This window comes from Alterotamlana spongicola, assembly GCF_035818475.1.
Taxonomy (GTDB): Bacteria; Bacteroidota; Bacteroidia; order Flavobacteriales; family Flavobacteriaceae; genus Cognatitamlana.
In genome coordinates this window covers 151,917-166,494 of sequence record NZ_JAYMGV010000004.1, presented here as the reverse complement: position 1 = coordinate 166,494, position 14,578 = coordinate 151,917, and the positions used below count along the sequence as shown (strand labels likewise).

The following is a 14,578-nucleotide window of genomic DNA, read 5'->3' as shown; positions in this document are numbered from 1 at the left end:
TCAATAAAGCTAAACGTTTTCTTATTATGATGCTCATGTATTTCACCGATTAACTCTCCTATACTTTCCTTAACTAAGACTTTACAATTCTACATTTTTTGTCATCCGCCACAGTAAAAACAGCCTCCCTTCAATCAATTTATTTATTTATTTAAGTTTTGATATAATCCATTTTCTTTTGCCTGCAAATTACCGTTTATTAGGGTGCAATGATTTTTTAATCATATTCTAAAGTCTTTTCTCTTCTTTTAAAACATTTTCAGCATGCGGATCAAACCAACCCGGCTCTAAATTTTTAGAATCCCATGTTTTATAGGCTTGTTCCAACTCTGCAATTAATTTCGGGTGTTCATTGGCTATATCATAACGTTCTAAAGGGTCCATATCTAAATCAAAAAGTAAAGTTTTATTTTTATAAGCACTTTTATACAATAAATTAGTTTAATAACAGATATATCTCGGCCCCCTCATTAGCTAAACACCATTTGTTTTAATTATAACCTCATATGTCTTTTTTAACCATAAGCTCCTTAATTAAATATGGAAAATAACTATCTAGATTATTGAACTTGAAGTTAGTTTTATAACCAGTTTAATTTATCTTTGTTTATTAATTATTCAATACGCAAATTGCTTCACATTAATCCAAAAAATAAAAAATATTGCAAAAAATGCTAAACAAAGAATGCCCAATTATTCAAAAGATGAATACAACAATACTTAAACTAATATTACTCTGTTTAACCTTTTCCTTTTTTGGTTGTTCAAGTATAAAAGTTATTAATTCCTGGACTGCAGATCATGTTGAAACTTTAGAATCAAAGAATATCTTGGTTATAGGGAGAACTGCTAAACAAAATGTTAGAGAAACTTATGAATATCAAATTGCTAAACAGTTAAGGTCAAATAAACTGAATGCCATAGAAAGTTTTAAGCAATTCCCGGAACTAAAGCCAAATGATTCATTGAGTAAAAAAGAGATCAAGGAGATTATAGCCAAGTTTAAAAATGAAGGTTTCAACGCTATTGTGGTAAGCTCTGTAATTGGTGTTGAGAATCTTTCAAAAACTTTGGTTTCTGGTGGCCATGAATCCGGAGCCTCATTATCAGCATATTCAAATTCTAATCTTATTGGATTCTATGGTTTTTACTCAGGTCCAATTGCTACTCCAGAATTTAAAGGGGTTTATGAACCAAGTACTATGGAAACCCTAACAACAAAGGTTTATGTATTGGAAACTGTGGCCTACAATTTAGATTTACCGGAAAAAGAGCAATTGGTTGCCAGGATAACTTCAAAGATTGATAACGTGGAAACGGCACATAATTTGGCAAAGAATTATGCTAAAGCTATTTCTAAAAGCCTTAAAGAAAAATAACGTTTAAAACACCTGATTATGTTTAAATCAATAATTATAATCACACTGTTTCTTTTTTGTTTTAGCGTTTTTTCGCAAGAAAAAACGGAAAATCAAGTTTATAAGAATGAGATAGGAGTTGTTGTTACTGATTTGGCTAATGGTACGTCTTTGTTAAGATATGAACGATTTTTGGCTAAACACATGACTTTAGCATTGAGTGTTGGCTATAAATCAGAGAAAGGCTTAATTCGTTTTAGAGGACTCAATTCTGGTAGTATAAAAACTAATGATTTCACGTATTCCGGGCTTAAATTGATCCCTGAATTTCGTTATTACCTGAAAAAAACCATGATTAATAAAATGGATGGGTTTTACCTTGGGGCTTATGTAAAATATTCAGACTTTAAATCAGATTTAGACGGTACCTTTATTAATGAAAATAAAACAGACTATGATGTAGAATATGATGCTAAATTCAATATCACCTCTATAGGCCTTATGGTAGGTTACAAACTAAGGATAGCCAATCGTTTTACTATAGATTTCTTAATAGCAGGTCCGGGAGGAGGTCGATATAACTTTAAACTTACTCAAAAAAAATCGCTGCCACCGGAATTTTATGAAGACTTAAATGAAGCGCTAAGCAATTATAGCATTTTTGATTTCATTGATGGCGATTTTGAATTTAAAGAAGTTAATTTAAAATCAAATTTCTCTGCTATTTCATTCAGATATGGTATTACAGTAGGGTATTCATTTTAAAAGCTAAAATTCTAAGATGCATATGTAAAGTTGAAATTTGCTATATTTAACCATAAGGTGATAAATCACTTTTTACAAACCTAATTATTAAAATATTATACTTTCCATTACATTTTAACCAAAAAAAAACAGCTATGAGACCAGTTAAATTTTTTGTTTTCTTTTTAGTATTCATGCCATTGCTTTCTACATGGGCCCAAACCATAGAAATTACGCCATCATACGGGTTTCAGTTTGGTACAAAGTCTAATTACGGTAGAAATTATATTCAATTTGATGACAGCGATCAATTTGGCCTCACCATAGGTGTTGAATTACATTCCGGTTTGATTGGAGAATTAACATATTTTCATCACAGCTCACAACTGAATATAAGAGATATCAATTTAAGCCCAATAAAATCAAGGCTTTCAGACCTTAGTGCAGATTGGATCTTTATAGGAACATCTAAATATTTTAGTTATGATAAGGTAAGGCCATTTGCAGGTGGTGGATTAGGACTGGTATTCCTGACTCCAAAAAATGAAAACTTTGATTTAATTGACAGAGGCTTAGAAAATGAAACTAAATTTTCTTTTTCCGTCAAAGCTGGGGTTAACATTATGTTGAGTAAAGCCGTTGGATTAAATTTTCAAGGCAACTTATTATTGCCCATTGAGTGGGCCGGAGTATATATTGGCGGAGGCTCAGGTGAAGTTTCTTCAGGAATCAGTACAGGAACCACAACCTTAATAGCCGGTGTTAGTGCCGGTCTGGTATTTTCTTTAGGAGACTAATAAGGAATACATACTATATTTTAACCTTGGTTTCTATTCACATTCTAGAAGTCCGGAATAGTCATATTTTGTAATATTTTTTGTAAATTGTTGTAAATCAAAAAACTTACTGAATATGAAAACTAATTTATTCTTGCTGGCCCCCCTCCTTATAATTGTATTTTCCTGTAATGAAGCAAAAGAAGAAAAAAAGGAGATTGCAGTAAAAAACATAGATCCCCCCTCCCTTAGTATTATTGGGACCTGGGAACGTACAAGCTTTTATAATTATAGAGAAGAAGGTAAAGTTATTGATAGCTTTCAATCTTCTGCAGCCAATAAGCACATCAAAATTTTTACACCCACAAAAGTTATGTGGTGTAGAAATAATTCTGCTGATTTAACCGAATGGTTTGGATATGGAAATTATGTGCTATCAGACAGTCTACTAACAGAAACACTTGAGTATGGTTCAAAAAGCATGAATGTTGCTGATGATGGTACTTCTATATATGAATTCAAATATAACCTAGAGAAGGACAAATTTAGTCAAATACGCTTTGATACAGAAGGGCATCCTATTTTTGCTGAAAACTATATAAGGGTAGAATAGTTTTAGAAAAGCCTATATCAATTATTCTTTTTATATACTATATTTAGCGTTTATCATTAAAATAAACATATGAAGATAGTAGTTTTAGATGGTTATACACTTAACCCGGGAGACCTAAACTGGAAAGGGATTAAAACCTTTGGAGAGCTTGTGGTTTATGAACGTACTAAATTTGATAACCATGAAATTTTAAAACATATTGCTGATGCAGAGGTTGTATTTACTAACAAAACTCCCTTACCCAAAGAAGTTATAGAAAAGGCTCCCAGTATAAAATATATAGGTGTTTTAGCTACGGGATATAATGTTGTTGACATTGAATCTGCAAAAAAGCACAATATAATAGTTACTAATATTCCTTCATACAGTACAACCGCTGTGGCTCAGTTTACAATGGCTTTATTATTGGAAATGTGTCATCATGTTGGGGATCATAATTTAGCAGTACAAAACGGAGAATGGTCTAAAAGTCCAGACTTTTGTTTTTGGAATTACCCTTTAATAGAGCTAGCCGGTAAAACTATGGGGATTATAGGTTTTGGTAGTATTGGACAGGCAACAGCCAAAATAGCCCAGGCCTTTGGATTACATATCATAACCCATAGCAGAACCGTAAAACCTGAATTGGAATCTGAGTCTTGTAAATATGTTTCTTTAGACGAACTATTTAAATCTTCTGATATTATTAGCCTGCATTGCCCATTATTTGAAGCAACTAAAGGCATTATTAATAAAAAAAATATTGATAAAATGAAAGATGGTGTAATGATAATTAATACTTCCAGAGGTCCTTTAGTTGTTGAAGAAGACCTAAAGAATGCTTTGAACTCCGGTAAGGTTTCTGGGGCAGCTATAGACGTGGCGTCTATTGAGCCCATAAATCCGGAAAACCCGTTATTAAATGCAAAGAACTGCATTATCACTCCACACATTGCCTGGGCTCCTAAAGAAGCCAGAATACGACTTATGGATATTGCAATTCAAAATTTAGATGCCTTTTTAAAAGGTAACCCCATAAACTCTGTAAGTTTATAAATTTTATCTTACTTAAAATCAATCTCTTACATATTTGGGTTTAGAAATATTTCTGCCTTTCCTTTTTAAACCTCATGATTAATGGATTTTGATTCAAAAATTGACGCCTTATCCATTTAAGATTGTAGCTAATAGTAAATGTGTTCCTTCATTGACCTTATACAAGTAAAGCATTTTAACTTAAGTATTTGTTTAAAGAAAAGAGATAATTAGGGCTTGTTAAGTTTTTGTCAAGTATTTAGGAAGTCTGATCATTTACACCTTAATAAAAAGTTATGGTCATGCAAAAATGTCTAGTTTCTGTAAGTTTTGTTTTTTGGTATTATCTACCGAAAAAGAAGCAAAATCAATTTGATGTATTAATTTACAGCGCATTCTTAAATGAAATATTCCTATGGATGATTCTACAACGGGTTTTATCTATGAATCCTAATAAGAGCTATCTACTTTTTGTAAATAAAGGAATTACAACCAATGCCTTTAAGCATGTTTTTTGATACTAATGATAAATGAATAGTTTTTCTTGATAGGATGATAAAACCAGTTTAGACCGTTGCAACAGAATCCGTATATTTAGTTATATGAGATTGCCTTTAGAATCAATTTTAAGATTTTTTAAAGTTTTACCATTCTTTAATTGAATCTTATATGAAATTTGTAAATCTGAGTTTTTAGAATAGTTTACTTTACAACTCGTTCTAGTATATGCCCATCCAGGGAATTTTTTGGACAGAGCTATACTTACTTGTCGAGGAATTGGCATATTATAAAACTCTTCCTGAGCATGTATAATTTGTCCTTTTTGATTATATGTTGCTATAATTTTATTGGCACCTTCCTTAAATACAACTTCATAAAGAAAAGAAACCTTAGAGGATGCTGATAGTGGCTTATAAATATCCAGCTCTTGAATATTAAAATTTGCTACTATTTCTTTTAGCTTAATGGCACGCTTTGCCATATTATAATTTTCTGAACTTCTCAGATACCCTAAATTATTTTTTATATCCTCCTTATAATTAACAGGGATTATATCACTCATCCTATATTCAATGCTATAATTTTGTGAGTACATTAGGTTGGTTAATCCTAAAATAAATAAACCAATGATAAACTTTTTCATGTTGAAATCTTTAAAGTTGCTTATTCAGGTAAAGTGCTATTAATTTTAGGAATGTTAATCCACAATACAATAATGATTTGTGATGATCAACTCATTATCTAAAGTAACAGTAAAACCCTGAAAAACCACAATTTCGACTATAGACAAATGATAGACAAAATGGTTTCAACGTTGTGTATAATTTAAAAAATAAGCATATAAAGCCTGCTTACAAATTTTGAATAAAATCGTCTAAATTTTGGTTTTTAGAAAGGTTTAATTTCTTTCTCAGGCGGTAACGACTTGTATTTAGAGAAGACAGCGATATGTTTTGAAGCGTTGCAATTTCATGACTATCTATCATCAACCGTATTAATGAACATAATCTAACCTCCGTTTTTGAAAGCTTTGGAAAATCTTGTTTCAATTGTTTATAAAATGAATGACTTAATTCATCCAAACGATTATAAAACTCTTGCGTGTTTTGGTCGAAAGAAATTTTATTATGTAATTCTTGCTCAAAATCGTCAAGCATTTTTTTTCTGGCACGTCCAGTAGTTTGCTTCAAATCACTTAACTTTTTTGATAGCGATTTAGCCCACTCTTGGCTCTGAGACAAATTAAGTGCAAAATCTGAGAGATCCCTTTTTTTGGATTCTATTTCAGAACTAAGCTTCTCATTTTTTAATGCAGAGAATTCAAGCGCTTGTTCTGCTAATAATTGTTTACTCTTTGCATTTATAATATGTTGTCGCCTCCATAACAATAAGGATGACATCAGAATTAGAACTGTAGAGAATACTAAAGTAATAATCCACGATTTTAGCTTTTGGTTCTTAATTTCGCTTTCTTTTTGAGCTTTCTCCAAATTATGATTCTTTCTAAAACGTTCCAAAACAAGATCATTAACAGCAGAATTCATTGTGTTTCTCATTAAAAAATCTGCCTCATTAATACTGTCTGAAAGCTGTTTTACCTTTTTTGAAACAGTATATGCTTGCTTGGTTTGGTTTTGAAATGACAGCAATAACTCTTTCGCCTGTAAGAATTTCAACTTAGATTCAGGATAAGAAGAAAAACGGAAGCCTTCGTTGTTCTCTAAATTTTCTAATTTCGTAAATATTTGTTTTGCTTCATTTAAAAAATTAAGTTCTAGATTCACTTTTATAAGCTTGACTCCTGTACTTATAAGTATTCGATAATCTATTCCCATATAGTTAGGTACTTTTTGGTAAAAAGTAAAATTATCTAAATACAAAACCTTTGCCTCATGCAACTTACCTTGTTCGATATATATGTTGGCAATATTATCTCTTATGCTACCAAATAAAAAATGCCTGGGAAAATCTCTCTCTGTAATTTTATAAGCCTTCTTAAAGCACAATAAAGCAGAGTCTCTATCTTTTAAACTACCATACAAAAATATACCATAATCGTTAATTGCTGATGGCTTCCAAATTGTTTTCATATGATCTGTAAACTTCAAATTCTTTTTATGCTCCATCACTGCACTATCCAAATGCCCTAGCTTCTCATATGCTAAAGCTAAACCACGATAATCAAAAGATCTTTTTCTTAAATATTCATACTTTATTTCGGGTGTTAAATAAGGGGCGCTTTTTTCATAATGATCAAAAAATGCTTTATACATATTTAAAGACTCTTGTGGGTGGTCTAACAACCTAAATTTATATCCTCTATGGTGGTAAAAGTCTAATATATAAGCCCGGTTATTTTCAATTAATGGAATTAGATCTAGTGCATTAAAATGCATTGAAAAATACTTCTGCGGTTCCTTCTCAGCGTCTATATTCTTAATTAATTTTTCAATGTATTTATGCCGTTCAAGTGCTTCTTCACTCGTTAGCACCTCTTGTGCATTACTATTGATAATAAAAGTTAAAACAATCCAAAAAAGAAAAAATTTAATTTTTTTCAAAGTCAGTAGCTATAAAGTGTCTAATCCAAATATACAAGATATTGGCAAGAAAGCATTTATATGCATCTAAAGGTTCAATAACATGAATAATACCTACCTCTGCTAAAAAGGGAATAGCTGCTTCAAATCATCTACTAACAATTAAATTTCACCCTTTTCTTGGTTTTGTACTTACCCTTTTATGGTCTTTAAATTTACTACTCCACATTTGATATTTTAAAGCTCCATGCGTGTTGGCAAGGCAATTCATCATACGTCAATGAAGGTATGCTGACTATGAGTTTACTGCCTTTGTATGTGTATGATAAATTGCCTTTACGCCCTAATAGGGTTACTTTAGTATTTTTTGATGGCTTTACATCTTTTATGATCAACTGCCCTTTAGGAAATTTGGGGGCAATCGCATATATATCATTTCTTTTTTTTGTAAAAAACAGTTCTTTAACAGCCTTACCTGGTTCCGGATTTACGGTTTGTTTTAAAATATAATCACTTCCCAAATAGTGCGTTGTTTTTTCAAACTTCTGATCGCCTTCAGACCATTGTACAGGCTGTTTCCATTTCCGGGTACCGTAGATGGCTTCTCCATTTACTTTAAGCCATGCTCCTAATTCTTTAAGACGTAATTGCATAATAGGTGGAATAGTTCCTCGGCTATCGGGCCCTATATCTAATAATAGGTTACCTCCATTACTTACAATATCTACAAGCATTAATACAAGTGTTCGAGGTTTAGCATAATCATAGGCATCTTCGTTTTGATTATAACCAAATGAGAAACCCATACCACGACATTCTTCCCAAGGTTTATTATAGACTTTATCTCCACCATATTCTGAAGTGTAATAGCCTCCGTGATTAAAACGGACGCCTTTACCCCAACGGTCGTTAATCACAACGTCATCTTTTACCTTGGATTCATTAAATAACCAAGCAAGTAATTCCTTTGATTTCCACTTTTCGGCTTCCATGTCCCATTCGCCATCACTCCAGATAAGGTGGGGCTCATATTTTTGTACAAGGTCTTTAAATTGTGGGTGCATATGTTCATCAACAAAACGTGCTTTATCCTTTTTCCACCAGGGATGGTACCATTCATAAAGGGAGTAATATAATCCCATTTTTACTGAGGTCTTTTTTACTGCTGTATTAAGTTCCCCTACTAAGTCTCTTTTGGAACCAACCTCAATACTATTCCAAGCAAAACCTCTATCGTTGGCCTGCTCGTTTGGCCAAAGTGTAAAACCATCATGGTGCTTCGAGGTAAGCACAATATACTTAGCTCCGGCCTCTTCAAATAATGCCGCCCATTCATCAGCATTAAATAAATCAGCCTTAAATAACTCACCAAAATTGTAATAGCTAAAGTGAGGCCCATACGTTTCTTTGTGGTATTGCCATACTTCATCGCCTTTAAAGTTTCCATTTCCGAAAAGACTTCTACTCTGCATCCAAAACTGGTACCACTCTGAGTAGGTACCTTTAGGTGACCATGCCGGTACAGAATATGGCCCCCAATGGATAAAAATTCCCAGTTTAGCATCTTCAAACCAATCTGCCACCGGACGTTTGTCCAATGACTTCCAATTGGCCTCATATTGTTGGGCACTCACGTGAATTCCTCCAACAAATATTATCAATAATATTATTGGCATTCTAATCTTTTTTCCTTTCATATAATTAATTATTGAATATTTTATCTGCTTCAACACTTCTTTTTGGGGTATCTCCATTGTCATTGGGTTCCTGTGAGAGGTATGCCAATCGATAATAACCACTTTTACCTGGCTATCAATTTACTACAATTTCATCAATCTTAATAACGGCATGTTTTCTGCCTCCCTGATGATGCCATTCAGGTATAGGACTTACTTCTTTAGCTTTTATACGAAGTACCTTTATCTCTGTTGGATTAAATGTTATAGTGTATTTTAGCTTATTGCGCCCTTGAATATGACTCTCCTCTGTTTGGTCATGTTCACCTAGTTTAGTAAAAGTCATACCATCTTTTGAGCCGAACACTTCCACTACCTCAGGGAAATACACACCGGAAATAGTCCACCGGAGCGCATTGAGTTTTACTTCTTTTACCTCTGTCAATTCATCAAATTCTATATCGACCTCTGCTCCAGCGTTAAACTGCATCCAATTAGAATCACCATTATTCATACTTGCATAATTAAGATCAGTAAGTCGTTCCACGCCGAGGCTTCCTTCAGTAACCCCTGCTGCCTTGTGTACCGGGTATTCCAGAGCGGACAAATACCCCACTTTCTCTCCATTTTTAAAGGCATGTGCTTTTACGGTTTTGGTTTCACTAACAGTGAAAGGCCCATCATACTTGGCTGAAGCCGTTGTAGGTTCTGAGCCATCTAATGTATAATGGATGTCAAGTCCGTTTACTTCTGTTTTTAAGGTAATTTCTATTGCTTCCCCCTTGCTTTTGTGGTCTATCCATGGGCTAAATGCACTCACAGCATAACGCACTTTCTGAGCATCAAGCTTTTTAAATTGACTTTCCAGCCGGTTTGTAAAATCATTCCAATCTTTATTTTCATGGGCCGTCCAACCACTTTCTGAAATAGCATAAAGCCTTGGGAAGGTCATATAGGTCAGTTTACTCCAATCGCTTATAGATTCTGTCCACATATTGGCTTGAATACCTTTAATGAGTTTGCCTTCTTCTTCGGAAAGGTCTTTTGGGATAACCTGATAGCTGTAGGATTTAGAGAGTAATAATCGTCCGTAACCGAGATTTGGTTCTAAATCGTCATGACCTTGCTTCAAGTCTATATAGCAATAACTGTTAGGTGTCATGATAACTTCATGGCCTGCCTTTGCTGATTTTATACCTCCCGATTCCCCTCTCCAACTCATTACGGTAGCATTAGGGGCTAGTCCGCCTTCCAAAATTTCGTCCCAGCCTATCATAGCACGTCCCCTGGCATTAATGATTTTTTCAATGCGCTTGATAAAATAGCTCTGTAACTCATATACATCCTTAAGCCCTTCTTCTTTGATTCTGCGTTGTGCATCAGGGTCAACCCCCCACTGACTTTTGTTACATTCGTCTCCTCCTATATGCACATATTTATAAGGGAATAAATCCATAACTTCATTGAGCATTTTTTCAGCAAATTCAAACGTCTCTTCTTTACCGGGATTATATGTATTGTTTTTCACTACACCTCCTGTAGCCACATACGGTTCCGCATTAACACAACCTATTTCAGGATAGGCCGCAATGGTGGCTTGTGCATGTCCGGGCATATCTATTTCGGGAATGATTTCTATAAAGCGCTCCCTGGCATAGGCTACAATGTCTTTTACCTCTTCCTGGGTATAGAAGCCTCCATAAGTGGGCTTTTCTCCTGGTTTTTGCTTAGGGCGTCCAAACCAAAATGATATATTCTCATCAGTAGTATTGTAATCCATGCGCCATGCACCTATTTCAGTTAGTTTAGGATAGCTTTTTATTTCCAACCTCCAACCCTGATCATCTGCCAAATGCCAATGAAAACGGTTGAGTTTTTGTGCTGCCATAAAGTCTATTACGTTTTTTACGCTTTCGGCATCAAAAAAGTGGCGGGATACATCCAGCATATAACCCCTCCATCCAAAGGCAGGCTTATCTTTAATGTTTACAGCAGGTACCCCCCACACCACATTTGCTTGTAACTCGCCACTGTAAAAGGATGGGGGTAACATTTGCTTAAGAGTTTGTAAAGCATAGAAAAAACCAGCTCCAGATGCTGCCTTAATTACAATATTTGTTGTAGTAACATCAAGTGTATAAGCTTCTTCTTCCATACTGGAATCTGTAGTAAAGGTGATATCTCCATGAGCTCCTACATTCACCTGTGGTGTCCAACCGGATACAGCTTCAAATTCTTTGAAAAATAAATTGACTGTTTTTGCCTGTACTCCGTCTTCTACCGAAACGGTAGTGTTCTTGTTGATTTCGAAGTAGCCTTGACCTCTGGTTAGTTCAGCTGGTTTGGGAATAATATTGGTAGTACCTTGTTTAATTTCTTTCTGTCCGCAGGACATAAATATTAAAAAGGCGCAGAGGTAAAGGTAATGTGAAGTTTTCATCATTTTTCTGATATTTATATTTAAGGTGTTAACATTTTTAAATTTTATTCTATAACTAACCAGGTATAGGAGTTTGCCGGAATAGTTACTTTAATATTAATTGTATAGTCTCTTGCCAAACTATATGTTTTTGGAGCCTCTTCTTTTATTCTAACAGATGCTGTATTAGTCAATCCGGTATAATACAACGGTAGCTTTACCTCCCTAACAATGTCTTTATCTGTTGGGTTAAAAAGCATAGCCAGGCCTTTTTCTTTTAAATTTGGGTTTGTGTGTAAAAATCCATCCCAGTCTTTTCCCGATGGCCTTTTTAAATGGATAATATCACTATTCAATATATTGCGATATTTTTTATACCACTTCACCACTTTTATAACTAGTTTTTTTGTTTCAGGGCTATCGTATAACCTAGGGCCTCTGTAACAAGCTTGTACCCCAAATCCATAATTTTGCATCATATGATTTTCATAATCCACCAGGTGATCTTTTAAAGGCTCCATAGTTGCTGCTGCTCCACCTCCATGATATTGTGTTAGAGGGACAAAGGTCCATGTCATACTTGGTATATGGTTCCATAACCCATCATACATATTTTGGCGCCCTAAAATTAATTGGCGATCTCTGGGCAAGGACCAATTAACTTCCCTATAGCCAATCCCTGTTTTGTTAGATCCTGAATTGATGTAAAAATCAGGAATATTCATATAAATCCCTTCTGAACGCATCCATTTATACAAGCCTTGAATTTGTGCATATTGTTTCCATTGAGAATCTTCCAAACCATTATGATGGGCGTGTGTTGTTGACGCACATACATTACCTGGATAAGAACCGTCATTTTCAAAAACCTGCATCCCGGTTTTGGCAAAAAATGTTTTAATTTTTCTAAAATAATCATACCCCCATTCACTACTCAAACAAGGTGATGAGCCAAAAATCATTCCTCCCCGTTTCCCTGTTTTAGGGTTAATGACATCTACTTCTTCACTAATCCAACGACTAGACAATAACGAATATCCCCCTAACTCAACTCCTTTTGCATTGGCATATTCTCTTAATTCTTTATATTTTTCATAGTAGGCTTCGTTTTCGTTTTCCATATTCAGGCCACTGCCAAAACTTAAAATAATCATTTCGTATCCTGTTTCGGCACACTGATCTACAGCGCTTTTGATAACTTTAGGGTCAGAAGACGTTAAATGTAAAAACATAGGGTTTTCTGTTGCCCAGGGTGATATGGTACGGTATAGTTTTCTTTTAAACAATCCCTTTCGCTCTTTATTAAAACTATCAAAAGGAGTTTCCCAAACTCTAAACGTGGTTAAGGATTTCCCAACGTCAATTGCAGTATCAGGCCCCAGCGGTAGTCTTACCTCCAACATACACTCTAAATTCAGGGGGTAGTTGGTTTGCGAGGTATAACGTTTGTCTTTTTCCCAATAAGTGGTTTTATCTGAGGTCTTTTGTTGCATGGACCCAAAAGCATAATCGGTCTCTATATGAATATTGGGTTTCTCCCAATGTTTTGGTGTATCTACTAAATTCTCCCCTTCTACCATTGCCAATTGCTCCAACTTAAATTTATTAAGTTGGATCATGACATCGGATGTGTTTATCACTTCTATCCATTTGCTTAACGTAGGAATGCCATCGTAAAGCGCATAGTGCACTTTTACTTTAATATTATCTTTACCCAAGGTAAACACAAGTTCTTTTCCTGTAGGCATGTTGTTGTTGGAAGCCCAACGCATGCGTTTCCATGAGAGTCTATCGGTCAATGCCTTCACTTCAAAATCTTCAATTAAAAAGGCATTGGGTGTAGCAGACAGCTCATCTACCCATTTCATCAGGGTATAGGCATATTCAGGCTGTTTGCTTAAACCTCCTAAGGTATAGTTTTTGCCATCTATCATCAATACACCTTCATTTGAAACTGCTCTCAGCAAACTTTCTCCAGTCATTTGATTTATGTAATCTATAGTTGCTAAATTGGGGTTCAAACGAAAAACTCTTGCTATTAAACCATTGGATATCACAATATCTTTACCATTACCTATTTGATAAACTCGAGCTTTAAATACTTTGTTATTAATTAACCAATCATTTTCCGGTTCTTTTAAAGGCAAACTAATTATTGGGAGGTTATTCATTAGTCCTGATAGCTTTTCTTTTATTTTAGGGTTTTGGACTACAGGCGCTCCTTCAAAATCTCCCTGAACTACTATTGGTTCTATTTCAAAATATTCAAACTTTGCATCTGCCCAAACAGCATGGTCTCCACTGGAACCATCACCGGCATCTTCAACTATTAGTTCTAATATGCCTCCGCTAAGCTTTAAATTTACTGTCTTGGCTTTATCTCCCTGGCGCATGATTCCACTATTAAAAACCTCTTCCCCTTTGTAAAGCACTTTAAATATCACACTACCTTTATCTATTTTTCCATGAGCTCCTTCAACACCTAAAAATTGCTTTTTAGTCTTAGTTATATTATAAAAAATACGTTTTCCATCTGTTAAAGGAATAGTCTTAATTGTTTTAGCACTATACTCTGTTTTTGAATCGTTAATCCCTACTTTGGCTGTAAAAACCCGGGCTCCGTTATTTTTAATTTTAATGACAGATTTGGAATGTACACCTACCCCGCTTTTATAAGATACTCCCGCAATGGATAATGGCTCTCCTGTAACCGATTTATTTGACATAGGAGCACTATAAGTTTGCTGCCCCAATGCTATATCCATTTCCGAAAAATTCTTGGCTGTTTGCGCATTAACACTTAAACCTACTCCTAATATGGAAAAAAGACATATCATTATTTTAAGCCCCTTATTATTCATTAGTGTTTTCAATAGTTTTTACCTGTTTAAGAAGTTAGCCTTAATTGAACAGAAAACTATGAAAAAAAGAAGACAA

At 34.4% G+C, this 14,578-nt stretch carries 11 protein-coding genes; 5 read left to right on the top strand and 6 right to left on the bottom strand.

The genetic code is table 11. The features are described from left to right. Positions 1-228: 228 nt before the first annotated feature. A complete protein-coding gene (locus tag VOI54_RS16575) occupies positions 229-432 on the bottom strand; it encodes a hypothetical protein (protein ID WP_326284262.1) in 204 nt (67 codons plus the stop codon). A 272-nt stretch (positions 433-704) separates the two neighbouring features. On the opposite strand from VOI54_RS16575, the gene VOI54_RS16570 reads away from it, so the two are divergent. From VOI54_RS16570 to VOI54_RS16550, 5 genes are all read left to right on the top strand, one after another. After that, complete coding sequence (locus tag VOI54_RS16570; RefSeq protein WP_326284260.1) at positions 705-1,379, top strand: hypothetical protein; 675 nt, start codon at positions 705-707, stop codon at positions 1,377-1,379. 18 nt (positions 1,380-1,397) lie between these two features. Next, positions 1,398-2,123 carry a DUF3575 domain-containing protein gene (locus VOI54_RS16565; RefSeq protein WP_326284258.1) on the top strand — a complete coding sequence of 242 codons (726 nt, stop codon included), beginning with the start codon at positions 1,398-1,400 and terminating at the stop codon, positions 2,121-2,123. A 134-nt stretch (positions 2,124-2,257) separates the two neighbouring features. Beyond that, entirely contained in the window at positions 2,258-2,899 is a 642-nt protein-coding gene (locus tag VOI54_RS16560; protein ID WP_326284256.1) for a hypothetical protein, read from the top strand. Between the two features lie 115 nt (positions 2,900-3,014). After that, positions 3,015-3,491 carry a hypothetical protein gene (locus VOI54_RS16555; RefSeq protein ID WP_326284254.1) on the top strand — a complete coding sequence of 159 codons (477 nt, stop codon included), beginning with the start codon at positions 3,015-3,017 and terminating at the stop codon, positions 3,489-3,491. A gap of 69 nt (positions 3,492-3,560) precedes the next feature. After that, entirely contained in the window at positions 3,561-4,526 is a 966-nt protein-coding gene (locus VOI54_RS16550) for a D-2-hydroxyacid dehydrogenase (protein WP_326284253.1), read from the top strand. Between the two features lie 577 nt (positions 4,527-5,103). On the opposite strand, the gene VOI54_RS16545 is transcribed toward VOI54_RS16550, so the two are convergent. The 5 genes from VOI54_RS16545 to VOI54_RS16525 form a co-directional block, all read right to left on the bottom strand. Beyond that, entirely contained in the window at positions 5,104-5,649 is a 546-nt protein-coding gene (locus tag VOI54_RS16545) for a hypothetical protein (protein ID WP_326284251.1), read from the bottom strand. 208 nt (positions 5,650-5,857) lie between these two features. Then, on the bottom strand, positions 5,858-7,567 hold the full coding sequence (locus tag VOI54_RS16540) for a helix-turn-helix transcriptional regulator (RefSeq protein WP_326284250.1): 1,710 nt from the start codon (positions 7,565-7,567) through the stop codon (positions 5,858-5,860). 197 nt (positions 7,568-7,764) lie between these two features. After that, entirely contained in the window at positions 7,765-9,243 is a 1,479-nt protein-coding gene (locus VOI54_RS16535) for an alpha-L-fucosidase (protein WP_326284248.1), read from the bottom strand. Positions 9,244-9,358: 115 nt separating this feature from the next. Then, positions 9,359-11,665, bottom strand: a complete 2,307-nt coding sequence (locus VOI54_RS16530) for a beta-N-acetylhexosaminidase (protein ID WP_326284247.1) — start codon at positions 11,663-11,665, stop codon at positions 9,359-9,361. A gap of 41 nt (positions 11,666-11,706) precedes the next feature. Then, positions 11,707-14,478, bottom strand: coding sequence for an NPCBM/NEW2 domain-containing protein (locus VOI54_RS16525; protein ID WP_326284245.1), 2,772 nt, complete (start codon positions 14,476-14,478; stop codon positions 11,707-11,709). Between the last annotated feature and the right edge of the window lie 100 nt (positions 14,479-14,578).

What these genes read in the sequence shown, in the direction of transcription:
- VOI54_RS16545 (WP_326284251.1), bottom strand. Translation starts at nt 5,649, where the DNA reads ATGAAAAAGTTTATCATTGGTTTATTTATTTTAGGATTAACCAACCTA.
- VOI54_RS16565 (WP_326284258.1), top strand. Translation starts at nt 1,398, where the DNA reads ATGTTTAAATCAATAATTATAATCACACTGTTTCTTTTTTGTTTTAGC.
- VOI54_RS16530 (WP_326284247.1), bottom strand. Translation starts at nt 11,665, where the DNA reads ATGATGAAAACTTCACATTACCTTTACCTCTGCGCCTTTTTAATATTT.
- VOI54_RS16525 (WP_326284245.1), bottom strand. Translation starts at nt 14,478, where the DNA reads ATGATATGTCTTTTTTCCATATTAGGAGTAGGTTTAAGTGTTAATGCG.
- VOI54_RS16535 (WP_326284248.1), bottom strand. Translation starts at nt 9,243, where the DNA reads ATGAAAGGAAAAAAGATTAGAATGCCAATAATATTATTGATAATATTT.
- VOI54_RS16570 (WP_326284260.1), top strand. Translation starts at nt 705, where the DNA reads ATGAATACAACAATACTTAAACTAATATTACTCTGTTTAACCTTTTCC.
- VOI54_RS16555 (WP_326284254.1), top strand. Translation starts at nt 3,015, where the DNA reads ATGAAAACTAATTTATTCTTGCTGGCCCCCCTCCTTATAATTGTATTT.
- VOI54_RS16550 (WP_326284253.1), top strand. Translation starts at nt 3,561, where the DNA reads ATGAAGATAGTAGTTTTAGATGGTTATACACTTAACCCGGGAGACCTA.
- VOI54_RS16560 (WP_326284256.1), top strand. Translation starts at nt 2,258, where the DNA reads ATGAGACCAGTTAAATTTTTTGTTTTCTTTTTAGTATTCATGCCATTG.